Raw genomic sequence first — 23,948 nt, 5'->3', positions numbered from 1 at the left:
CTATAGTGCGTTTGAAAGGATTAACGGCCGCTGCGGGTCAGTTTTTCCAGATCGGATTCAATTTCCGCGATCTTGTGTGACACCACGCCTTCCAGATGACGCAGATCGTCCAGAATTTTACGTTTCAGATCGACTTCAACCTGATCGCGCTGACAAATTTGATCCAGCTCATCAATGACATAGCGCAGGTTAGGGCTGATTTCCTGCACTTCACGGTAGCCCTGCGACGCATTATCGGCGACGACCGTTTTACGCTGACGAGGATATTTAAATTTCACGCTTTTAGCGAAAAATTCGCCTTTATCTTTGCGGAAATAAATTTTCAAAATATCGTTATTCGCTTCCTGACGCAGGCTGTAGCGATCGATGTCGTCGGGGTTACTAATGCCTAAGCTCTTAATATTGTCATACATAACGTTTTTTCCACCAAATGATAAGCGCGCAGAATTGTTCATGACTTAATGACTGTAGACATAAATAACATGAATCAGTGCGCAACAGGATTTAACTGGCGCGAATTATGACCTGGATGAAAAGTAAACGCACCCGTTGGTTCGCGTTGAAAAACAACATTACCCGTAACAGCTGTAAACAAAAGATGACGGGCTGTCAGGCAGCCCGTCCACAAGCTTAGTCGATCGTGCGCAGCAATTCATTAATGCCGGTTTTGGCCAGTGTTTTGGCATCCACTTTTTTCACGATAACCGCGCAATACAGGCTGTAGCTCCCATCTTTTGACGGCAGATTACCCGAGACGACGACCGATCCGGCAGGTACGCGTCCGTAATGAATTTCACCGGTTTCGCGGTCATAAATTTTGGTGCTTTGACCAATATAAACGCCCATTGAAATAACGGAACCTTCTTCAACAATCACGCCTTCAACAATTTCAGAACGTGCGCCGATGAAGCAGTTATCTTCAATAATGGTCGGATTAGCCTGCAGGGGCTCAAGCACCCCACCGATGCCTACGCCACCAGATAAGTGGACATTTTTACCAATTTGCGCACAGGAGCCCACGGTGGCCCAGGTGTCCACCATCGTTCCTTCGTCAACAAAGGCACCGATGTTCACATAGGAAGGCATCAACACGGTATTACGTGCAATAAAGGCACCTTTACGCACGGCGGCGGGCGGTACGACGCGGAAACCGGCGGCTTTGAAGCGCGCATCGTCCCAGTCAGCGAATTTCATTGGCACTTTGTCGTAAAAGCGTGTTTCTGCGCCTTCCATGACCTGATTGTCATTGATGCGGAAAGAGAGCAGAACGGCTTTTTTCAGCCACTGATGCGTTACCCATTCACCGTCGATTTTTTCAGAAACGCGCAGCTCACCGCTGTCCAGTTTGGCGATAACCTGATTAATCGCGTCGCGGGTTTCAGTATCCACACTGGTCGGGGTGATATCAGCGCGACGTTCGAAGGCAGATTCAATAACACTCTGTAACTGTTGCATATTTTTTCCTGATCTGTCATTTGTGGTGCCGGTCAGCGACCAGCACAGGTAAAAAGTGAAAGTTCACAAATTGAAGCGGGTCACACTTTATCGTTTGGATTAAGGGCCTCTGTCAACCGTTGTTGCAGGGTCTGGCGCATTTCCTCATCCAGTGCCCGGCGTTCGCTATTGGCCAGAATAAACAAATCTTCGACACGTTCTCCAATGGTACTGATGCGCGCGCCATGCAGTGATACGCCGAGATCGGCAAACACCTCGCCGACGCGCGCCAGCAAGCCCGGCTGATCGAGCGCCACCAGTTCCAGATAACTCCGGCGATCGGTATGCGTCGGCAGAAAGTTTACTTCGGTATCCACGCTGAAATGGCGGAGTCGGGCAGCCTGACGGCGGGTACGTGGCGGCACCCAGTCTGACTGCGTAATCGCCTGTTCCAGCGCCTGAATGATCAGCGCATGACGATCGGGAGCCAGCGGGCTGCCATCCGGCTCCAGCACGATAAACGTATCCATCGCCATACCATCGCGGCTGGTAAAAATCTGCGCATCATGCACGCTGAGATTGCGGCGATCCAGCTCACCGGCCACGGCGGCAAACAGGTGGGGCCGGTCCGGGCTCCAGATAAAAATTTCTGTACCGCCTCGTGTAGCCTGTGGGCTTACCAGCACCAACGGTTTACGCAGATCGTGTTCCAGTAAATGGCGCGCATGCCAGGCGATCTGATTCGGCGTATGACGCAGGAAGTAGTCGGCACGGCACCGGTTCCAGATGTGGTGCAGGCGGGCTTCATCAATGTTGTCCATGCGCAACAGTGCCAGCGCCTGTAAACGGTGATGACGGACACGCTCACGGAGATCCGGGCTGTTCTCCATGCCGCGGCGCAGCTGTTTTTCAGTGGCAAAGAACAGTTCTCGCAGCAGGCTTTGCTTCCAGCTGTTCCACAAGCTTTCATTAGTGGCGCAGATGTCGGCAACGGTCAGGCAAACCAGATAACGCAGCCGGTTCTCGTTCTGCATGACTTCGGCAAACTGTTGAATGACCGTAGGATCCTGAATGTCGCGGCGCTGCGCGGTAACTGACATCAGCAGATGATGACGAACCAGCCAGGCCACTAACTGGGTTTCACGTGAGTTAAGACCGTGCATCTCCGCAAACGCCAGCGCGTCCTGCGCACCCAGCACGGAGTGATCGCCGTTACGCCCTTTCGCGATGTCGTGTAACAGCGCAGCCATTAACAGTAATTCCTGTTGTGGCAGGCGAGGCCAGAGTTCAACGCACAACGGATGTTGCGGGCGCGTTGCTTCATTGGCAAAGCTCTCCAGTTTCTGCAACACCCGGATAGTGTGCTCATCGACGGTATAAGCATGAAATAAATCAAACTGCATCTGCCCGACAATGTGGCCCCAGAGCGGCGTATAGGCCCAGAGCACGCTGTGGCGATGCATCGGGACCAGCGCGCGACTGACCGCACCGGGATGACGCAGAATCGACATAAACAGGCGACGCGCTTCAGGTAACTGGCATAAGGGTTGCTCAAGATGACGTCGTGTATGGCGCAGGCGGCGCAGTGTAGTGGAGTAGATCCCTTTGATGTTTTCATTGCGTACCATGACATAGAACATACGCAAGATTGCCTGGGGTTCCCGATCAAACAGGGTTTCATCACGCAGATCGATCAGGTTACCGCGCAGCTGGAAATCGTCATCAATGGCATAGGGTTTTTCATTGGTGGAGAGCGCCAGAATGGCCTCATCGAACAGTTGCAACAGCATCTGGTTAAGCTCACCGATGCGCCGCGTGACGCGGTAAAAATCTTTCATCATGCGTTCGACCGGTTCGTTGCCTTCTCCCTCATAATTCAGGCGCCGGGCAACGCTGAGCTGGCGGTCAAACAGCAGGCGGTTATCGTACCGTGGCAGAGACAGGTGCAGGGCAAAGCGAATGCGCCAGAGAAACGCCTGGCACTCATTCAGCTCGCTGCGCTCTGCGTCCGTCAGGAAACCAAAGCCTGACATCTCATCCAGCGTGGTCGCGCCAAAGTGGCGACGGGCAACCCATTGTAAGGTATGAATGTCACGTAACCCGCCGGGGCTGCTTTTGATATCCGGTTCCAGGTTATAGCTGGTACCGTGATAACGTGTATGGCGTTCCTGCTGCTCGTCGATTTTGGCGGCAAAAAAGCGGGATGATGGCCAGAAGCCATCGCTGAAGACATTTTTTTGTAATTCCAGAAACAGCGCGACATCGCCGGTCAGCATTCGGGCTTCAATCAGATTGGTCGCCACGGTCAGATCGGACAGCCCTTCCAGCAGGCACTCTTCGAGGCTACGTACACTGTGGCCGACCTCCAGCTTGAGATCCCACATCAGCGTCAGTAGCGCGCTGGCGCTCTGCGCCGCCTGCTCATCCAGCGGCTGACGGCTGAGAATTAAGATATCGATATCGGAAAGGGGATGCAGTTCACCGCGACCGTAACCGCCGACGGCGACAAGCGTGATGGCTTTCATGCTGTCGAAGCCAAAAAAACGCCACAAACGGCGCAGCAGGCGATCGATAAACAGCGTTCGGGCGTGAATCAGATCTTCGACAGGCTCACCGGCATCAAACGCCGCCGCCAGGTGCTGCTGGAAGCCCTCCAGACGTTGCTTTAAGACGTCGCGTGTCAGCGTATCGTCTTGCCACTCGCCAGGGGAATCATTCAGGCCGTTTTTCACTTCTTGCGACAGGCTCATGCAACGCTCTCATCATTAACCATAAAAAAACCGGCAGAGCGCCGGCTTTTTTATTCGTGGTGGAATTACTCCTGGTTAACTAACACCGCAGGCAGGGTGTCGTCTTTTCGCAGGGTTAAAATCTCACAGCCGTTATCCGTCACCACAATAGTATGCTCGTACTGCGCCGACAAGCTGCGATCTTTGGTTTTCACCGTCCAGCCGTCTTTCATGGTACGAATGCGGTAATCACCGGCGTTTACCATCGGTTCAACGGTAAAGGTCATTCCTGCCTGCAGGACCACTCCGCCGTCATCCGCGTCGTAATGCAGCACCTGAGGCTCTTCATGGAAGCCTTTGCCAATGCCGTGACCGCAGTATTCCCGCACGACAGAGAAGTCATTCGCTTCGACGTATTTTTGAATCGCGCGGCCCAGCTCGCGCAGCCGAATGCCCGGCTTAACTAAACGCAGTGACAGATAAAGGCTTTCCTGCGTCACGCGGCACAGACGTTCGCCCTGAATGGTGGGTTTACCCACGATAAACATTTTGGACGTATCGCCATGGTAATCGTCTTTAATCACGGTCACGTCAATGTTAACGATATCCCCGTCTTTTAACGGGCGATCGTCACTGGGGATGCCATGGCAAACCACTTCATTCACTGAGATACAGACAGATTTAGGAAAACCGTGGTAACCCAGGCAGGCAGACACCGCCTGCTGCTTCTCGGTAATGTGCGCATGACAAAGGCGATCCAGTTCGCCCGTCGTCACGCCAGGCTGCACGTGCGGTTCGATCATTTCAAGCACTTCCGCAGCCAGCCGACCTGCGACGCGCATTTTTTCGATTTCTTCGGGAGTTTTTATTGAGATTGCCATTAAATTATTCCGCTGTTGCTGAAATTTTCAGCAATAATGAACGCTGTGCTGTCATGTTAACAGCAAGCCAAAAGGGCTGCCAAACGGAGAACGCATCGCGCGCCATAAGCGAACAATTATTGGCGTCCAGAGCCTGATTGTGGTATAAAGCGCGCCGACGATTCTCTGTGGGCTGCAAGGTCAACGGGAACCGCAATAATCTCACTATGTGTACTAAAACACACATGTATCGACACATACGCCGGGGTGCCTTGAAAGAGGTCGGTTGTATGGGATACATGGAGGCCCAACCCCAATTAAACTAGAGGTAGTAATCATGGCAACTGTTTCCATGCGCGATATGCTCAAGGCTGGTGTTCACTTCGGTCACCAGACCCGTTACTGGTGCCCAAAAATGAAGCCATTCATTTTCGGTGCGCGTAACAAAGTTCACATCATCAACCTTGAGAAAACCGTACCAATGTTCAACGAAGCTCTGGCTGAGTTGACCAAAATCTCTTCCCGTAAAGGTAAGATTCTGTTCGTTGGTACCAAGCGCGCTGCTGCCGAAGCGGTAAAAGAGTCTGCACTGAGCTGCGACCAGTTCTTCGTAAACCACCGCTGGTTGGGTGGTATGCTGACTAACTGGAAAACCGTTCGTCAGTCTATCAAACGTCTGAAAGAGCTTGAGACCCAGTCTCAGGACGGCACTTTCGACAAACTGACCAAGAAAGAAGCGCTGATGCGCGCTCGTGAGCTGGCCAAGCTGGAAAACAGCCTGGGCGGTATCAAAGACATGGGCGGTTTGCCGGATGCACTGTTTGTTGTCGATGCTGACCACGAACACATCGCAATCAAAGAAGCAAACAACCTGGGCATCCCAGTATTTGCTATCGTTGATACTAACTCTGATCCGGATGGCGTTGATTACGTTATCCCAGGTAACGACGATGCGATCCGTGCTATCAACCTGTACCTGACTGCCGTTGCGACTACCGTTCGCGAAGGCCGTTCTCAGGATCTGGCTGAGCAGGCTGAAGAAGCGTCTTTAGAAAACGCTTAATTAAGGTTTGCTCTGTAGAAGAGCCCTTAGCATTCAGATGTGATCTGTAAGGGGCCAAACATGGCCCCTTTATTTTATCCAAGTCTGTAACGCCCCTGTTCAGGTCGGCGGGACAGAGTAAATTTTCCGCAAATAAGTACCTGTTGATGCACCCGTGCTCAGGTACGAACCGAGGATTCTGGAATGGCTGAAATTACCGCTGCACTGGTAAAAGAACTGCGTGAGCGTACTGGCGCAGGCATGATGGACTGCAAAAAAGCGCTGACTGAAGCGAGCGGCGACATCGAGCTGGCGATTGAAAACATGCGCAAGTCTGGCGCAATCAAAGCAGCGAAAAAAGCAGGTAACGTTGCTGCTGACGGCGTGATCAAAACCAAAATCGTTGGTAACTACGGTGTGATTCTGGAAGTAAACTGCCAGACTGACTTCGTTGCAAAAGATGGCGGCTTCCAGGCATTTGCTGACAAAGTGCTGGACGCGGCTGCGGCTAACCGCATCACCGACGTTGAAGCGCTGAAAGCACAGTTTGAAGAAGAGCGCGTTGCACTGGTTGCCAAAATCGGTGAAAACATCAACATTCGTCGCGTTGCAGTGCTGGAAGGCGAAGAGCTGGGCAGCTACCTGCACGGCGCACGTATCGGCGTTCTGGTTTCAGCGAAAGGCGCTAACGAAGATCTGATCAAACAGATCGCGATGCACGTTGCGGCAAGCAAGCCTGAGTTTGTTAAGCCAGAAGACGTTTCTGCCGAAGTGGTTGAGAAAGAGTACCAGGTTCAGCTGGATATCGCGATGCAGTCTGGCAAGCCAAAAGAAATCGCAGAGAAAATGGTTGAAGGCCGCATGAAGAAATTCACCGGTGAAGTTTCTCTGACCGGTCAGGCATTCGTTATCGATCCAGCCAAAACCGTTGGCCAGGCGCTGAAAGAGCAGGGCGCTGACGTGATCAACTTCATCCGCTTCGAAGTGGGCGAAGGCATCGAGAAAGTTGAGACTGATTTTGCTGCTGAAGTTGCAGCGATGTCCAAACAGTCTTAATGATCTGAAAGAACCGCCAGATGGCGGTTCTTTTTTGTCTGCCACAGGCAAAAGATACGTTTTCAGTTTCATCCCAATAGCAATTCTTTTGCTGTAAGCGGATGATTGATCGGAATTACTTCTCACTCATCATATCTTCCAGGAAGAACTGACCATGGCGACCAACGCAAAACCTGTTTATCAACGTATCCTGCTAAAACTCAGCGGTGAAGCACTGCAAGGTGCAGAAGGTTTTGGTATCGACGCGAGTGTGCTTGACCGCATGGCTCAGGAAGTTAAAGAGCTGGTCGAACTGGGTATCCAGGTGGGCGTTGTGATTGGCGGGGGCAACCTGTTCCGTGGAGCGGGTCTGGCACAGGCGGGCATGAACCGCGTTGTCGGCGACCACATGGGGATGCTGGCCACCGTAATGAATGGCCTGGCAATGCGTGATGCGCTGCATCGTGCCTATGTTAACGCCCGTCTGATGTCGGCCATTCCCCTGAACGGCGTGTGCGACAACTACAGCTGGGCAGAAGCCATCAGCCTGTTACGCAATAACCGCGTTGTCATCTTCTCCGCAGGTACCGGTAACCCCTTCTTTACGACGGATTCTGCCGCCTGTCTGCGCGGTATCGAAATCGAAGCCGATGTGGTGTTGAAAGCCACCAAAGTTGACGGCGTTTATTCTGCGGACCCCGTGAAGCACCCCGATGCAACACTGTACGAAAAACTGACCTATGCGGAAGTGCTGGATCAAGAGCTAAAAGTGATGGATCTCGCCGCGTTTACGCTGGCGCGCGATCACAAACTGCCTATCCGCGTTTTCAACATGAACAAGCCTGGCGCATTGCGTCGCGTAGTGATGGGTGAAAAAGAAGGCACCCTGATTACGCATTAATACCCGAGGCGAGATAAAATAGGGTATATTCTGTCAGTGCGGCGCGGTATTGCCGCACGCCATTCAGGATTATCGATGCTTATCGATCCCGCTTCCGGTAATGCCGGAACTGGCCAGGTCAAACCGAATCCAAGGGTTTTAACGTGATTAACGACATTAAAAAAGATGCTGATACGCGCATGGATAAATGCGTGGAAGCATTCAAAACCACTATCAGCAAGGTGCGCACAGGTCGTGCTTCACCTTCACTGCTCGACGGCATCATCGTTGAATATTACGGCACGCCGACGCCACTGCGTCAGCTGGCTTCCGTCACTGTTGAAGATTCCCGCACGCTGAAAATCAACGTGTTTGATCGCTCTCTCGGCCCGGCCGTTGAAAAAGCGATTATGGCGTCTGATCTTGGGCTGAATCCCAGCTCTGCCGGTTCGGACATTCGTGTTCCGCTGCCTGCACTGACCGAAGAACGTCGTAAAGACCTGATTAAAATCGTGCGCGGCGAAGCCGAGCAGGGCCGTGTGTCGGTACGTAACGTCCGTCGCGATGCCAACGATAAGATCAAAGCGCTGCTGAAAGATAAAGAGATCAGCGAAGACGACGAACGTCGCGCGCAGGATGAAATCCAGAAAATGACCGATGCGCACATCAAGAAAGTCGATGCAGCATTGGCCGAAAAAGAAACGGAGCTGATGGATTTCTAATTCCATCTTCGCCGACGAAAACGCCGTACAGGGAGGCCTTCTGACTGAATGCCATCTCTGGCGGCGTTTTACGTTGTGCCCCACGCTTTTACCGATACAGGGACAGCATTATGAAGCGATTAACTCTGCTGGGTTCGACCGGATCAATCGGCACCAGCACGCTGGCCGTTGTTAAAGCCAATCCGGCGCTTTACCAGGTCACGGCGCTGGTGGCGGGCAAAAATGTAGCCCTGATGGCAGAACAGTGTGCACAGTTTCAACCGCGCTACGCCGCCATGGCAGATGAAGACGCTGCCGCCGCGCTACGTGAGCGACTGAGAGCATTGAAGATCAGGACTGAAGTGCTCTCCGGCGTTCAGGCAGCCTGTGAACTGGCCGCGCTGGATGAGGTTGACCAGGTGATGGCCGCAATTGTGGGTGCATCGGGGTTATTACCCACGCTGGCCGCCATTCGCGCCGGCAAAACGGTCTTGCTGGCGAACAAAGAATCGCTGGTCACCTGCGGCCGTTTATTTATGGAGGCGGTACGTCAACATAACGCGCAGTTGTTGCCGGTTGATAGCGAGCACAATGCCATTTTTCAGAGTTTGCCCGCTTCCATCCAGCATCAGTTAGGTTACGCTGACCTGCAGAATAACGGCATTGAGTCGATTATTCTTACGGGATCGGGTGGCCCTTTTCGTGACACAAATTTAGCGGATCTGAGCAATATGTCGCCAGATCAGGCTTGTGCACATCCGAACTGGACAATGGGGCGTAAAATCTCTGTTGATTCGGCCACCATGATGAATAAAGGTCTTGAATACATTGAAGCGCGCTGGCTGTTTAATGCCAGCGCAGCGCAGATGGAAGTGATTTTGCACCCACAATCGGTGATCCACTCCATGGTGCGGTATTGCGATGGCAGCGTGCTGGCCCAGTTAGGTTCGCCTGACATGCGGACACCAATCGCCCACAGTATGGCCTGGCCCGCACGTATTGAGGCTGGGGTCACACCGCTGGACTTTACCCGCATGTCGGCACTGACCTTCTCGGCACCTGATTTTGGTCGTTACCCCTGTCTCAAACTCGCGATTGATGCCTGCGAAGCCGGACAGGCAGCGACCACCACGCTCAATGCGGCCAATGAGATTGCCGTGGCGGCTTTCCTGGATAAGCAGATCCGTTTTACGGATATTGCCGCGTTGAACAGCGCAGTGCTGTCGGCGCATCACTGTCAGGAGCCGGACTCCGTGGATGCGGTCATTGACATTGACCGAAGCGCACGCGCGGCGGCAACAGAAATGTTGTCCCATTTCACGTCGTAATAACGATTACGCTGAGGCTATTTGTTCGCTTCGGGTGAAAATGTTATAGTCGCTGGCTCGCGTTTAACGGTCTGTCACCGAATTCGGTGTGGCCCGGCAGGCAATGTCGGGATTTGTACCGGGCGCAATGTATTCAGAAACCACAGCATTTCTGATGAAAGGAATTGATTACGCGTTATGTCGTCTGAAAATCACAACAACACCGATGACCAACAGGGTACCGGTCCGCGCCACGTCGCTATCATCATGGATGGCAATGGCCGCTGGGCTAAAAACCAGGGAAAACTGCGTATTTCCGGCCATAAAGCGGGCGTGAAATCAGTACGCCGCGCCGTTAGCTTTGCTGTCAATAATAATCTGGAAGCGTTAACGCTTTACGCCTTTAGCAGCGAAAACTGGAGCCGTCCTGCGCAGGAAGTGACAGCCTTAATGGAACTGTTTGTCTGGGCGCTGGATAGCGAAGTGAAGAGCCTGCATAAACACAATGTCCGCTTACGCATTATTGGCGATATCAGTCGATTCAGCCCGCGTATTCAGGAACGTGTCCGTCGGGCCGAGGCGCTGACGGAAAATAACGATCGCCTGACGTTAAACATCGCCGCTAACTACGGCGGACGTTGGGATATCATCGAAGGTGTTAAAAAGTTGGCTGAACAGGTACAGGAAGGCTTGTTACGCCCTGATCAGATAACCGAAGAGAGTCTGACGTCGCAGCTGTGTATGAACCAGCTGGCGCCAGTGGATTTAGTGATAAGGACCGGGGGAGAGCATCGGATTAGCAACTTCCTGTTGTGGCAGATTGCCTATGCGGAATTCTATTTTACTGATGTGCTCTGGCCGGATTTTGATGAACACGTTTTTGAAGGTGCACTGAATGCATTCTCTCTGCGGGAGCGACGCTTTGGCGGCGCTGCACCAGGCGGCGCCTGAGCAATCTGGGGGTAACCTTTGCTGAAGTCTCGTCTGATCACCGCGCTGATCCTTATTCCGCTGGTGATCGCTGCATTGTTCTGGTTACCGCCTGTTGGCTTTGCAATTGTTACGATTATCATCTGCATGCTTGCCGCCTGGGAATGGGGGCAGCTGTCCGGTATGGCATCGCGTCAGCAACGTATCTGGCTGGCCGTGATCTGTGGCCTTGTGCTGACGCTTATGCTCCTTACCCTTCCCCCTTACGAACATAACGCCTATCTGCCGCAGGTTACAGGCTGGCTGTGGGCTTCGCTGGCCTGGTGGACGGGCGCGCTGCTGTTGGTTCTGTTTTATCCGGCCTCTGCGACACTCTGGCGTCATTCCCGGCTTCTCCGCCTGCTGTTCGGTGTCTTAACCATTATTCCTTTCTTCTGGGGCATGATGGCGCTCCGCCAGTATCACTACGAATCTGATCATTTTGCCGGTGCATGGTGGCTGTTGTTTGTCATGTTTCTGGTCTGGGGGGCCGATTCAGGTGCCTATATGTTCGGTAAGCTGTTTGGCAGGCATAAGCTGGCCCCCAAAGTGTCACCCGGTAAAACCTGGGAAGGATTTTTGGGCGGACTGGTCTCTTCCGCGCTTATTGCTGTGCTGTTTGCCAGCTTTGCGCCGCTGACCATCCCGACGGGCACGCTGGTCATGTGTGCGGTGATTTCGACGCTCGCATCAGTCCTGGGCGATCTCACGGAAAGCATGTTTAAACGTGAAGCCGGTATCAAAGACAGTGGTAACCTGATCCCGGGACATGGCGGCATCCTCGACCGCATTGACAGCCTGACAGCAGCCGTACCGGTCTTTGCCTGCCTGTTACTGTTGGTGTTTCAGACACTCTAAGGGCAAACGACGATGTTAAGCGTAATCTGGAGTTTTGCCGCATTCATCATTGCACTGGGCATATTAATTACGGTGCATGAATTTGGCCATTTTTGGGTGGCGCGGCGCTGCGGGGTCAGAGTCGAACGTTTTTCAATCGGTTTTGGTAAAGCGTTATGGCAACGCCGTGACCGCCATGGGACCGAATTTGTTCTTGCCCTCATTCCACTTGGCGGTTACGTCAAAATGCTGGATGAGCGGGTCGAAAGCGTCCCTGCGGAACTCCGGCACCAGGCGTTTAACAATAAAGCCATCTGGCAGCGCGCCTCCATTATCGCTGCTGGTCCTGTCGCCAATTTCCTGTTCGCCATCTTTGCCTACTGGGTCGTCTTCATTCATGGCGTGCCGGGTGTGAAGCCTGTGGTTGGTGAAATTCTGAACGGTTCGGTAGCGGCGGAAGCGCAAATTACACCCGGAACGGAACTTAAGGCCGTCGACGGTATCGAAACGCCTGACTGGGAAGCTGTGCGCATGGCGCTGGTCGGTAAAATCGGTGACAGCAGCACGACGCTGACAGTGGGTCGCTTTGGCGAACAAGGGACGCAGCAAAAGCACGTTGATTTGCGGAACTGGCAGTTTGAGCCTGATAAGCAGGATCCGGTGGTGGCGCTGGGGATACGTCCTCGCGGTCCACAGATCGAAACGACACTGGCTGAAGTGCAAAAGAATTCACCCGCCAGTGAAGCCGGTTTGCAAGCGGGCGACAGGATCGTTAAAGTCGATGGTCAGTTATTAACGCAATGGCAGCTTTTTGCGACTCAGGTTCGGGATAACCCCGGAAAAAGTATGGCCCTTGAGGTCGATCGCAACGGTGAAGCGGTGAAGTTGACCCTGACGCCGGAAGCGAAACCTGGAAATAAAGCGGAAGGGTTTGCGGGCGTCATTCCGCGAGTTGTTCCTCTGCCAGACGAGTACAAAACGGTAAGACAATATGGCGCGTTCCCGGCCATTGGTGAGGCCAGTGTAAAAACCTGGCAACTGATGAAGCTGACCGTCTCCATGTTGGGCAAGTTAATAACCGGTGATGTGAAGTTGAACAACCTGAGCGGCCCAATCTCGATTGCGCAAGGTGCAGGTTTGTCAGCCGAGTACGGAATGATTTACTACCTGATGTTCCTGGCGTTGATTAGCGTCAACTTAGGAATCATCAATCTGTTCCCGCTGCCGGTTTTAGATGGTGGGCACTTGCTCTTCCTGGCGATCGAAAAGATCAAAGGGGGACCGGTGTCCGATCGAGTTCAAGACTTTAGTTATCGCATCGGCTCAATACTGCTGGTGATGTTAATGGGGCTTGCACTTTTCAATGATTTCTCACGCCTGTAACCGCTGGAACGCGAGCTTGCGTGGGATGTGTTAGGAAAACGCATAATAACGATGGCGATGAAAAAGTTGCTCATAGCGTCGCTGCTGTTTAGCAGCGCCACCGTTTACGGTGCAGACGATTTCGTGGTGAAGGACATTCATTTCGAAGGGCTGCAGCGAGTCGCCGTCGGCGCGGCTCTGCTGAGCATGCCAGTTCGGGTTGGCGATACGGTGAATGACGATGACGTCAGAAATACCATTCGCTCCCTGTTCGCGACTGGCAACTTTGAGGATGTTCAGGTCCTGCGAGATGGTAATACGCTGATTGTTCAGGTTAAAGAACGTCCTACCATCGCCAGCATTACCTTCAGCGGTAACAAAGCGGTTAAGGACGATCAGCTCAAACAGAACCTTGAAGCCTCAGGTGTGCGCGTCGGCGAAGCGCTAGACCGCACCACAATCTCTTCAATCGAGAAGGGACTGGAAGACTTCTACTACAGCGTGGGTAAATATACCGCCAGCGTAAAAGCCGTTGTCACACCGCTGCCGCGTAACCGCGTCGATCTGAAACTGGTCTTTACCGAAGGTGTTTCTGCCAAAATTCAGCAGATCAACATTGTAGGTAATAAAGCCTTCAGTTCAGACGAACTCATTTCCCGTTTCCAGCTGCGTGACGAAGTGCCGTGGTGGAACGTGGTGGCTGACCGTAAATACCAGAAACAGAAACTGGCGGGTGACCTTGAAACCCTGCGCAGCTTCTATCTGGATCGCGGTTATGCCCGTTTCAATATTGATTCGACGCAGGTGAGCCTGACGCCGGATAAAAAAGGCATCTACATCACCGTTAACATCACCGAAGGCGATCAGTACAAGATTGCCGGCGTTATTGTTAACGGCAGCATGGCCGGCCATTCGGCGGAAATCGAACATCTGACCAAAATCCCGGCGGGCGAGCTGTATAACGGCGCAAAAGTCACGTCGATGGAAGATGATATCAAGAAGCTGTTAGGCCGCTACGGTTATGCCTATCCGCGCGTCGTGACGCAGCCTGAAATTAACGATGCCGATAAAACCGTTAAGTTGCATATCAACGTGGATGCGGGCAACCGCTACTACGTGCGTAAAGTGCGCTTTGAAGGTAACGACACCTCGAAAGATGCCGTACTGCGTCGCGAAATGCGCCAGATGGAAGGGGCCTGGCTGGGCAGCGATCTGGTCGATCAGGGTAAAGAGCGCCTGAACCGTACAGGTTACTTCGAAACCGTTGACGTGGATACGCAGCGTGTACCGGGCTCACCGGATCAGGTTGACGTGGTTTACAAAGTTAAAGAGCGTAACACCGGTACCTTTAACTTCGGCGTCGGCTACGGTACGGAAAGTGGCGTCAGCTTCCAGGTCGGCGTGACCCAGGATAACTGGCTGGGTACCGGGAATACCGTCGGTATCAGCGGAACCAAAAACGACTACCAGACCTATGCAGAGTTCTCCCTGACCGATCCTTACTTCACCGTTGATGGTGTGAGTCTGGGCGGCCGGGTGTTCTACAACAACTTTAAGGCCAGCGACGCCGATCTCTCCGGCTATACCAACAGAAGTTACGGTACAGACGGGACATTGGGCTTCCCAATCAATGAGAACAACTCGCTGCGCGTCGGTCTGGGTTATGTACACAACGACCTGTCGGATATGCGTCCTCAGGTTGCGATGTGGCGCTATCTGGACTCGGTTGGTAAGCCACAGCAGTTAAACCGCAATGGCGATTTCTCGGCTGACGACTTCACCTTTAACTATGGCTGGACGTATAACACGCTGGACCGCGGTTTCTTCGCGACTTCGGGTAACCGTACCAACCTGAACGGTAAGGTGACGATCCCGGGTTCCGATAATGAGTTCTACAAAGTCACCCTGGACAGCCAACAGTATGTGCCGATCAATAAAGATCACACCTGGGTTGTGCTGGGTCGTGGCCGTGTCGGCTATGGTGACGGGCTGGGCGGCAAAGAGATGCCGTTCTATGAGAACTTCTACGCCGGTGGTTCCAGTACTGTGCGTGGCTTCCAGTCCAACACCATCGGTCCGAAAGCGGCCTACCTGAATGATGGCTCATCGTACTGTAACCTGAGCGATCCTAACGGTATCTGTAAATCGAGTGATGCGGTGGGCGGTAACGCGATGGCGATTGCCAGCCTTGAGCTGATTACGCCCACGCCGTTCCTGAGTGAGAAATATTCCAACTCGGTACGTACGTCGCTGTTTGTTGACGCCGGTACCGTCTGGGATACCAAATGGCAGAACACCGCTGAAACGCGCGCTGCCGGTATTCCTGACTACAGCGATCCAAACAACATTCGCGTCTCGACCGGTGTGTCTTTACAGTGGATGTCACCGCTGGGGCCGTTAGTGTTCTCCTACGCCCAGCCGGTTAAGAAAGTGGATGGAGATAAGTCAGAGCAGTTCCAGTTTAACATTGGTAAAACCTGGTAACGTTCTGTACAGGGATGTGAAAAAAATAGCTTGCAGCTGTGGAGCATTGTTATGCTCCGCACTGCAAACATACATGTTGAGGGTAAGGAGTTTATAGTGAAAAAGTTGTTATGTGCAGTTACTCTGGGTGTTGCATTGGCTGCTTCTGCTGGCGCACAGGCGGCCGATAAAGTCGCAACTGTTGATCTGAGCCAGGTTTTCCAGAAATCACCTCAGCGCGCTGCTATCTCCAAACAGCTTGAGAGTGAGTTCCAGGGCCGCGCCACTGAACTCCGTTCTCAGCACGACAAAATTCAGCAGGAAATGCAGGATCTGCAGCGCAATGCGCCGACCATGAAGGCGAGCGAGCGCAACAAGAAAGAGAAGCAGATCGAATCTGAGCGCAATGCCTTCCAGGCGAAAGCAGACGCGTTTGAGAAAGACAACCAGACTCGTCAGGTTCAGGAACGTAACAAGCTGCTGGAAAAAATCCAGACTGCCGTTCAGTCAGTTGCCAAAAGCGGCGGATATGACCTGGTCCTGAATTCTCAGGCTGTGCTTTATTCTGGTTCTGATGTGAAAGACATCACTGATGAAGTTGCGAAGCAGGTTAAATAATCGATGTCATCAATTCGACTGGCTGATTTAGCCCAGCAGTTGGATGCAGAATTGCACGGAGATGGCGATATCGCCATCTCCGGCATTGCTTCTATGCAATCCGCCACAACTGGTCAAATCACATTTCTTGCCAACAGCCGCTACCGCGAGCAGCTCGCGCTGGTCCAGGCATCAGCCGTGGTGCTGACGGAAGCGGATCTGGAATGGTGTAAAACCGCCGCGCTGGTGGTGAAAAATCCTTATCTCACCTATGCGAGAATGGCGCAGCTGCTCGACACTACGCCACAGCCCGCGCAGGATATTGCGCCAAGTGCTGTGATTGATCCCAGCGCGAGACTCGGTGCCAATGTCTCTGTCGGGGCCAATGCGGTTATTGAATCTGACGTTGAGCTCGGTGATAACGTTGTCATTGGCGCAGGCTGTTTTGTGGGTAAAAAAACCCGTATCGGCAGCGGTACGCGTTTGTGGGCTAACGTCTCGGTTTACCATGAAGTAGTCATTGGTCAGCATTGCCTGATTCAGTCCGGCACCGTCATCGGTTCTGATGGCTTCGGCTACGCGAACGATCGGGGTAACTGGGTGAAAATACCGCAGTTGGGCTCGGTGATTATTGGCGATCGGGTAGAAATTGGTGCCTGTACGACCATTGATCGTGGTGCGCTGGATAACACTCTGATCGGCAATGGTGTTATCATAGATAACCAATGTCAGATTGCCCACAACGTAGTGATTGGCGACAATACTGCGGTTGCTGGCGGTGTGATCATGGCGGGTAGTTTAAAAATTGGTCGTTATTGTATGATTGGCGGTGCCAGCGTCATCAACGGCCATATGGAAATCTGTGACAAAGTAACCGTAACCGGTATGGGCATGGTTATGCGTCCGATAACAGAACCTGGTGTATACTCCTCAGGAATTCCATTACAGCCCAACAAAACCTGGCGCAAAACTGCAGCGTTGGTGATGAATATCGACGACATGAGCAAACGCTTAAAAGCAATCGAGCGCAAAGTCGGCAAAGACGACTAAACGCCATCCCATGACTGACCGGCTTTCATAATAACAGTGTAAGCAGGGAAGCCAGGCGCCACGGAAACTATTTGCGGCCTGCCAACGATCATGATGATCGGTGCAGGCCGTGTTATTGATGTCATCAGATTTTTAGGACAGGAAGAGTATTTTGACTACTGAAACTCATACTCTGCAAATTGAAGAGATTTTAGAGCTGCTGCCGCACCGTTATCCGTTTCTGCTGGTAGACCGCGTGCTGGATTTTGAAGAAAACAAATATCTGCGCGCGGTAAAGAACGTCTCCTTTAACGAACCGTTTTTCCAGGGGCATTTCCCTGGTAAACCGATTTTTCCCGGCGTTCTGATTCTGGAAGCGATGGCGCAGGCCACCGGTATTCTGGCATTCAAAAGCGTGGGTAAACTGGAGCCAGGCGAGCTCTATTATTTTGCAGGCATTGATAATGCCCGTTTCAAGCGTCCGGTCGTACCGGGCGATCAAATGATTATGGAAGTGACTTTCGAGAAAACCCGCCGTGGTCTGACGCGCTTTAACGGCGTAGCGACCGTGGACGGTAAAATCGTTTGTGAAGCGACCATGATGTGTGCCCGTAGCCGGGAGGCATAATTCGTGATTGATCCAACCGCCAACATCCATCCCAGTTCTGTCATTGAAGACGGGGCCATCATCGGCCCTGGCGTTCATATCGGCCCGTTCTGCTTTATCGGGGCGAATGTTGAAATTGGTGAAGGAACCGTACTCAAGTCACACGTTGTGGTGAATGGCCATACACGTATCGGTAAAGACAATCAGATCTATCAGTTCGCCTCCATTGGTGAAGTGAATCAGGATTTAAAATACGCGGGCGAACCTACCCGGGTTGAGATTGGCGATCGTAACCGAATCCGTGAAAGCGTCACCATTCATCGCGGCACGACGCAGGGCACGAATGTCACGGTTGTCGGCAGCGACAACCTGCTGATGGTTAACGTCCACATCGCCCATGACTGTGTGATCGGCAACCGCTGCATCATGGCCAACAACGCCACGCTGGGCGGCCATGTCACGGTGGATGATTTCGCCATCATTGGCGGTATGACCGCTGTGCACCAGTGGTGCACCATTGGCGCGCATGTGATGGTTGGCGGGTGTTCAGGCGTTGCTCAGGATGTGCCGCCCTATGTTATTGCACAGGGGAATCACGCGACGCCATTCGGAATCAATATTGAAGGCCTGAAACGTCGCGGCTTCAGCAAAGAGTCACTGCACGCGATTCGTAATGCCTATAAGTTGCTTTACCGCAGCGGCAGAACGCTGGATGAGGTTAAGCCAGAAATCGAAGCGATTGCTCAGCAACACAGTGAAGTGCAGCCTTTCTATGACTTTTTTGCCCGTTCAACTCGTGGATTAATTCGCTAATTCATGTCAGCGCGTCCCCTTACGATAGCCGTCGTCGCCGGAGAAACCTCTGGCGACATCCTTGGTGCAGGCCTGATTCGTGCCTTAAAAGCGCGTCATCCTGATGCCCGGTTTGTTGGCGTCGCAGGCCCATTGATGCAGGCCGAAGGCTGTGAAGCCTGGTACGAAATGGAAGAACTGGCGGTGATGGGCATTGTGGAAGTGCTGGGACGATTGCGCCGCTTGCTGGCTATTCGTCGCGATCTGACACAGCGCTTTATCTCGCTGAAACCCGATGTGTTTGTCGGTATTGACGCACCGGATTTCAATATCACGCTGGAAGGTAATCTTAAGCGCGCAGGCATTCGCACGATTCATTACGTCAGTCCCTCTGTCTGGGCCTGGCGGCAAAAACGGGTGTTCAAAATCGGTCGCAACACCGATCTGGTGCTGGCATTTCTGCCGTTTGAAAAAGCCTTTTACGATCGTTTCGGTGTCCCGTGCCGTTTTATCGGCCACACCATGGCGGATGCTATGCCGCTACAGCCCGACAAAGCCGCCGCCCGTCGCCATCTGGGCATTGACAACAATGCCCAGTGTCTGGCGTTATTGCCCGGCAGTCGCAGTGCCGAAGTTGACATGCTGAGTGCTGACTTTCTTAAAACGGCGCAGATACTGCGTAAGCGCTATCCGGCGCTGGAAATTGTGGTACCGCTGGTTAACCCGAAGCGCCGCGAGCAGTTTGAGCAAATCAAAGCGCAGGTTGCGCCGGAGCTGCCCGTGCATCTGCTGGACGGGCAGGGCCGTGAAGCGATGGTGGCCAGTGATGCTGCGCTGCTGGCGTCCGGCACCGCGGCGCTTGAATGCATGCTGGCGAAATGCCCCATGGTCGTGGGCTACCGCATGAAGCCGTTTACCTTCTGGCTGGCAAAACGCCTGGTCAAAACCGACTACGTTTCGTTGCCTAACCTGCTGGCCGGGCGAGAGCTTGTCAAAGAGCTGCTGCAGGATGAGTGCCAACCTGAAGCGCTGGCTGCGGCGCTGGATCCGCTGTTACATGCCAGTCATGAACGCGAAACGTTATTGCAGACCTTCCACGAACTGCACCAGCAGATTCGCTGGAATGCGGACGAACAAGCCGCAAATGCGGTACTGGAGCTCGCCAATGGCTGATTTTATCTATCCCAACGCCCGACTGATTGCCGGTGTGGATGAAGTGGGGCGCGGCCCGCTGGTTGGTGCGGTGGTGACTGCGGCGGTAATTCTCGATCCGGCGAAACCCATTCCGGGCCTGGCCGATTCGAAAAAGCTCTCAGAGAAACGTCGCCTGGCGCTGTTTGATCAGATTAAAGAGCATGCGCTGGCCTGGAGTCTGGGCCGTGCCGAACCGGAAGAGATCGACAGCCTGAATATTCTGCATGCCACGATGCTGGCGATGCAGCGCGCGGTGGCCGGCCTGGCGATCACGCCTGATTATGTGCTGATTGACGGCAATCGCTGTCCGGCCTTGCCTGTGCCATCACTGGCCGTAGTAAAAGGCGACAGCCTGGTTGCTGAAATCAGTGCGGCCTCGATCATCGCCAAAGTCACGCGCGATCGTGAAATGGCAGAGCTGGATTTGTTGTTTCCGCAGTATGGTTTTGCGCAACATAAAGGTTATCCTACGGCGTTACATATGGAAAAGTTAACGCAGTATGGCGCAACACCACATCACCGCCGCAGCTTTGCGCCGGTGCGTAATGCGCTCATCGATGCCGAAGTGCTGGCGAGCAGCGCCTCCACGCTGCGCTAATCCGCCCCTGTTTTAACCGGAAACTGATATGGCCGAACCCCGTTTTATACATCTGCATGTTCACAGCGACTATTCCATGATCGACGGCCTGGCGAAAACCGGCCCGCTGATTAAGAAAGCGGCTGCGTTAGGCATGCCAGCCATGGCGATTACCGACTTCACCAACCTGTGTGGTCTGGTGAAATTTTACGGTGGTGCGCATGGGGCGGGGATCAAACCGATTATCGGGGCGGATTTTAACGTTGCCAGTGAACTGATGGGGGATGAACTGACCCAGATTACGGTGCTGGCGGCCAACAACACCGGCTATCAAAACCTCACGTTACTCATTTCCCGCGCGTATCAACGCGGTTACGGTGTGGCCGGTCCGATAATCGATCGTGACTGGCTGGCTGAATTACAGGAAGGTCTGATCCTGCTGTCAGGTGGCCGTCGTGGAGATGTGGGGCGCAGTCTGCTGCGCGGTAACAGCGCACTGGTTTCAGAGTGCCTGGCATTTTATCAGCAACATTTTGCCGATCGCTATTACCTGGAACTGGTACGTACCGGCCGACCCGACGAAGAAACCTATCTGCACGCCGCCGTTGAGCTGGCGATTGCCGAAGGCATCCCGGTTGTGGCCACGAACGAGGTCTGCTTCCTGAATGAAGAGGACTTTGATGCGCATGAAATTCGCGTCGCCATTCATGATGGTTATACGCTGGACGATCCTAAACGGCCCCGTAATTACAGTCCTCAGCAATATATGCGCAGCGAAGACGAGATGTGCGAGTTGTTCGCAGACATCCCTGAAGCGCTCGAAAACAGCGTAGAGATTGCTAAGCGTTGTAACGTCACCGTCAGACTGGGTGAGTACTTTCTGCCGCAGTTCCCGACGGGCGACATGACCACCGAGGATTTCCTGGTAATGAAATCCCGTGAGGGGCTGGAAGAGCGTCTGGCGATGCTGTTCCCGGATGAAGCCGTGCGGGCGGAAAAACGGCCGGAATACGATGAACGTCTGGACGTTGAACTGAACGTAATCAACCAGATGGGATTCCCCGGCTACTTCCTGATCGTAATGGAGTTTATCCAGTGGTCGAAAGATAACGGCGTACCGGTAGGGCCGGGACGCGGTTCGGGGGCCGGTTCGCTGGTGGCCTATGCGCTCAAAATTACCGATCTCGATCCCCTTGAGTTCGACCTGCTGTTCGAACGTTTTCTTAACCCTGAACGCGTTTCCATGCCCGATTTCGACGTCGATTTCTGTATGGAAAAACGTGACCAGGTGATTGAACACGTGGCCGATATGTACGGCCGCGAAGCGGTATCCCAGATTATTACCTTCGGTACGATGGCGGCTAAGGCGGTCATTCGTGACGTGGGCCGCGTGCTGGGCCATCCCTATGGTTTTGTCGATCGTATTTCAAAACTGGTGCCGCCCGATCCGGGCATGACGCTGGACAAAGCCTTTGCCGCGGAACCGCAGCTGCCTGAAATTTACGAGGCGGATGAAGAGGTTAAAGCGCTTATCGATATGGCGCGGAAGCTGGAAGGGGTAACCCGAAACGCCGGTAAACATGCGGGTGGCGTGGTGATCGCGCCAACGAAGATCACCGATTTTGCACCGCTGTATTGTGATGAAAACGGTCAGTATCCGGTAACCCAGTTCGATAAAAATGATGTGGAATATGCGGGCCTGGTAAAGTTTGACTTCCTGGGGCTGCGAACGCTCACCATCATTGACTGGGCGCTGAAAATGATTAACCCGCGCCGCGAAAAGCAGGGCTTACCGCCGATCGATATCGCAACCATTCCGCTTGAAGACAAAAAGAGCTTCGACATGCTGCAGCGCGCGGAAACCACTGCGGTTTTCCAGCTTGAATCGCGCGGCATGAAAGATCTGATTAAGCGCCTGAAGCCTGACTGTTTTGAAGATATGATCGCGCTTGTGGCCCTGTTCCGTCCGGGGCCCTTACAGTCGGGCATGGTTGATAACTTCATTGACCGTAAGCACGGTCGGGAAGCCATCTCTTACCCGGATATTCAGTGGCAACACGAAAGCCTGAAGCCGGTACTGGAGCCGACCTACGGCATTATCCTCTACCAGGAACAGGTTATGCAGATTGCCCAGGTCTTGTCCGGCTACACGCTGGGCGGGGCGGACATGCTGCGTCGCGCCATGGGTAAGAAGAAGCCTGAAGAGATGGCCAAACAGCGCTCTGTTTTTAAAGAGGGCGCGGAAAAGATGGGCATCGATGGCGAACTGTCGATGAAAATCTTCGATCTGGTAGAGAAATTCGCGGGTTATGGCTTTAACAAGTCGCACTCCGCCGCTTACGCGCTGGTGTCTTATCAGACCTTATGGCTGAAAGCGCACTATCCAGCGGAATTCATGGCGGCTGTGATGACGGCGGATATGGACAACACAGAAAAAGTGGTGGGTCTGGTAGATGAATGCTGGCGCATGGGCCTGAAAGTCCTGCCGCCGGACATTAACTCAGGTCTGTATCAGTTCCACGTTAATGATGAGGGCGAGATCGTTTACGGTATCGGCGCCATCAAAGGTGTGGGGGAAGGGCCGATCGAAGCGATCATCGATGCGCGTAACGAAGGCGGTTACTTCCGCGAACTGTTCGATCTCTGCGCGCGAACGGATACCAAAAAGATCAATCGCCGCGTGATGGAAAAGTTGATCATGTCCGGCGCCTTTGATCGTCTGGGCCCACATCGTGCCGCCCTGATGAGCGCACTGAACGATGCGCTGAAAGCGGCAGATCAGCATGCTAAAGCGGAAGCAATCGGTCAGGCCGACATGTTTGGCGTGCTGGCCGATGAGCCTGAGCAGGTCGAACAGTCTTACGCCAGCGTCACGCCATGGCCGGAACAGGTGAAACTGGACGGTGAACGGGAAACCCTGGGTTTGTATCTGACCGGCCACCCGATTAACCAGTATCTGAAAGAAATTGAGCGTTACGTGGGTGGGATGCGTTTGAAAGATATGCATCCGACCGATCGTGGTAAGATTACCGTCGCGGCAGGCCTGGTGATTGCTGCGCGTGTAATGGTGACCAAACGCGGCAACCGAATTGGTATTTGTACACTGGACGACCGCTCTGGCCGTCTTGAAGTCATGTTATTTACCGATGCGTTAGATAAATACCAGCAACTGCTGGAGAAAGACCGTATCCTGATCGTCAGCGGACAGGTCAGCTTTGATGACTTTAGTGGTGGCCTTAAAATGACCGCCCGTGAAGTCATGGACATAGATGAAGCGCGTGAAAAATACGCGCGCGGACTTGCTATCTCGCTGACAGACAGGCAAATTGATGACCAGCTATTAAACCGACTCCGTCAGTCCCTTGAGCCTCATCGTTCAGGGACAATTCCGGTGCATCTCTACTATCAGAGAGCCGACGCGCGAGCGAAGCTACGCTTTGGTGCAGCGTGGCGAATATCGCCCAGCGATCGTTTACTCAACGATTTGCGGTCGTTAATTGGATCGGAGCAGGTAGAACTGGAGTTTGACTAAA

Annotated in this window: 20 protein-coding genes; 16 read left to right on the top strand and 4 right to left on the bottom strand. The window is 53.3% G+C overall.

Annotation, left to right across the window (positions count from 1 at the left end):
* Positions 1–20 precede the first annotated feature (20 nt).
* The 4 genes from C1N58_RS14025 to map form a co-directional block, all read right to left on the bottom strand.
* Positions 21–413 (bottom strand): DUF3461 family protein, encoded by a 393-nt coding sequence (locus C1N58_RS14025; protein WP_006117754.1) that lies wholly within the window; start codon positions 411–413, stop codon positions 21–23.
* A gap of 217 nt (positions 414–630) precedes the next feature.
* On the bottom strand, positions 631–1,455 hold the full coding sequence (dapD, locus tag C1N58_RS14020; RefSeq protein WP_033740308.1) for a 2,3,4,5-tetrahydropyridine-2,6-dicarboxylate N-succinyltransferase: 825 nt from the start codon (positions 1,453–1,455) through the stop codon (positions 631–633).
* An 80-nt stretch (positions 1,456–1,535) separates the two neighbouring features.
* Complete coding sequence (gene glnD / locus C1N58_RS14015; RefSeq protein WP_039338672.1) at positions 1,536–4,184, bottom strand: bifunctional uridylyltransferase/uridylyl-removing protein GlnD; 2,649 nt, start codon at positions 4,182–4,184, stop codon at positions 1,536–1,538.
* Between the two features lie 65 nt (positions 4,185–4,249).
* On the bottom strand, positions 4,250–5,044 hold the full coding sequence (map, locus tag C1N58_RS14010) for a type I methionyl aminopeptidase (RefSeq protein WP_033740309.1): 795 nt from the start codon (positions 5,042–5,044) through the stop codon (positions 4,250–4,252).
* A gap of 316 nt (positions 5,045–5,360) precedes the next feature.
* Here map and rpsB point away from each other — a divergent pair, with 316 nt between their 5' ends.
* From rpsB to dnaE, 16 genes are all read left to right on the top strand, one after another.
* A complete protein-coding gene (gene rpsB, locus C1N58_RS14005; RefSeq protein ID WP_006117758.1) occupies positions 5,361–6,086 on the top strand; it encodes a 30S ribosomal protein S2 in 726 nt (241 codons plus the stop codon).
* Positions 6,087–6,269: 183 nt separating this feature from the next.
* A complete protein-coding gene (gene tsf / locus C1N58_RS14000) occupies positions 6,270–7,121 on the top strand; it encodes a translation elongation factor Ts (RefSeq protein ID WP_006117759.1) in 852 nt (283 codons plus the stop codon).
* Between the two features lie 154 nt (positions 7,122–7,275).
* The gene (gene pyrH / locus C1N58_RS13995; protein WP_006117760.1) at positions 7,276–8,001 is read left to right on the top strand and encodes a UMP kinase; all 726 of its coding nucleotides are present in this window, start codon (positions 7,276–7,278) and stop codon (positions 7,999–8,001) included.
* Between the two features lie 143 nt (positions 8,002–8,144).
* Positions 8,145–8,702, top strand: a complete 558-nt coding sequence (gene frr / locus C1N58_RS13990) for a ribosome recycling factor (RefSeq protein WP_006117761.1) — start codon at positions 8,145–8,147, stop codon at positions 8,700–8,702.
* 110 nt (positions 8,703–8,812) lie between these two features.
* On the top strand, positions 8,813–10,009 hold the full coding sequence (ispC, locus tag C1N58_RS13985) for a 1-deoxy-D-xylulose-5-phosphate reductoisomerase (RefSeq protein WP_006117762.1): 1,197 nt from the start codon (positions 8,813–8,815) through the stop codon (positions 10,007–10,009).
* 177 nt (positions 10,010–10,186) lie between these two features.
* Positions 10,187–10,939, top strand: coding sequence for a (2E,6E)-farnesyl-diphosphate-specific ditrans,polycis-undecaprenyl-diphosphate synthase (gene ispU, locus C1N58_RS13980; RefSeq protein WP_006117763.1), 753 nt, complete (start codon positions 10,187–10,189; stop codon positions 10,937–10,939).
* An 18-nt stretch (positions 10,940–10,957) separates the two neighbouring features.
* Positions 10,958–11,815 carry a phosphatidate cytidylyltransferase gene (gene cdsA, locus C1N58_RS13975; protein WP_006117764.1) on the top strand — a complete coding sequence of 286 codons (858 nt, stop codon included), beginning with the start codon at positions 10,958–10,960 and terminating at the stop codon, positions 11,813–11,815.
* A gap of 12 nt (positions 11,816–11,827) precedes the next feature.
* Complete coding sequence (gene rseP / locus C1N58_RS13970) at positions 11,828–13,177, top strand: sigma E protease regulator RseP (RefSeq protein WP_033740312.1); 1,350 nt, start codon at positions 11,828–11,830, stop codon at positions 13,175–13,177.
* A 51-nt stretch (positions 13,178–13,228) separates the two neighbouring features.
* The gene (gene bamA / locus C1N58_RS13965; RefSeq protein WP_033740313.1) at positions 13,229–15,640 is read left to right on the top strand and encodes an outer membrane protein assembly factor BamA; all 2,412 of its coding nucleotides are present in this window, start codon (positions 13,229–13,231) and stop codon (positions 15,638–15,640) included.
* Between the two features lie 51 nt (positions 15,641–15,691).
* Positions 15,692–16,237 (top strand): OmpH family outer membrane protein, encoded by a 546-nt coding sequence (locus tag C1N58_RS13960; protein WP_191091151.1) that lies wholly within the window; start codon positions 15,692–15,694, stop codon positions 16,235–16,237.
* A gap of 3 nt (positions 16,238–16,240) precedes the next feature.
* Positions 16,241–17,266 (top strand): UDP-3-O-(3-hydroxymyristoyl)glucosamine N-acyltransferase, encoded by a 1,026-nt coding sequence (gene lpxD / locus C1N58_RS13955; RefSeq protein ID WP_033740314.1) that lies wholly within the window; start codon positions 16,241–16,243, stop codon positions 17,264–17,266.
* A 151-nt stretch (positions 17,267–17,417) separates the two neighbouring features.
* Positions 17,418–17,873 (top strand): 3-hydroxyacyl-ACP dehydratase FabZ, encoded by a 456-nt coding sequence (gene fabZ, locus C1N58_RS13950; RefSeq protein ID WP_006117769.1) that lies wholly within the window; start codon positions 17,418–17,420, stop codon positions 17,871–17,873.
* A gap of 3 nt (positions 17,874–17,876) precedes the next feature.
* Entirely contained in the window at positions 17,877–18,665 is a 789-nt protein-coding gene (gene lpxA, locus C1N58_RS13945) for an acyl-ACP--UDP-N-acetylglucosamine O-acyltransferase (protein ID WP_006117770.1), read from the top strand.
* A 3-nt stretch (positions 18,666–18,668) separates the two neighbouring features.
* Positions 18,669–19,817 (top strand): lipid-A-disaccharide synthase, encoded by a 1,149-nt coding sequence (gene lpxB, locus C1N58_RS13940; protein ID WP_054634466.1) that lies wholly within the window; start codon positions 18,669–18,671, stop codon positions 19,815–19,817.
* A complete protein-coding gene (gene rnhB, locus C1N58_RS13935) occupies positions 19,810–20,436 on the top strand; it encodes a ribonuclease HII (RefSeq protein WP_033740315.1) in 627 nt (208 codons plus the stop codon). The genes lpxB and rnhB overlap by 8 nt, the downstream gene beginning before the upstream one ends.
* Before the next feature lie 28 nt (positions 20,437–20,464).
* Positions 20,465–23,947 (top strand): DNA polymerase III subunit alpha, encoded by a 3,483-nt coding sequence (dnaE, locus tag C1N58_RS13930; protein ID WP_394564253.1) that lies wholly within the window; start codon positions 20,465–20,467, stop codon positions 23,945–23,947.
* Position 23,948: the final 1 nt, after the last annotated feature.

This window comes from Pantoea sp. SGAir0180 (assembly GCF_043546245.1).
The sequence above is the reverse complement of the archived record's forward strand: the minus strand, read 5'-3'. Positions and strand labels throughout refer to the sequence as shown.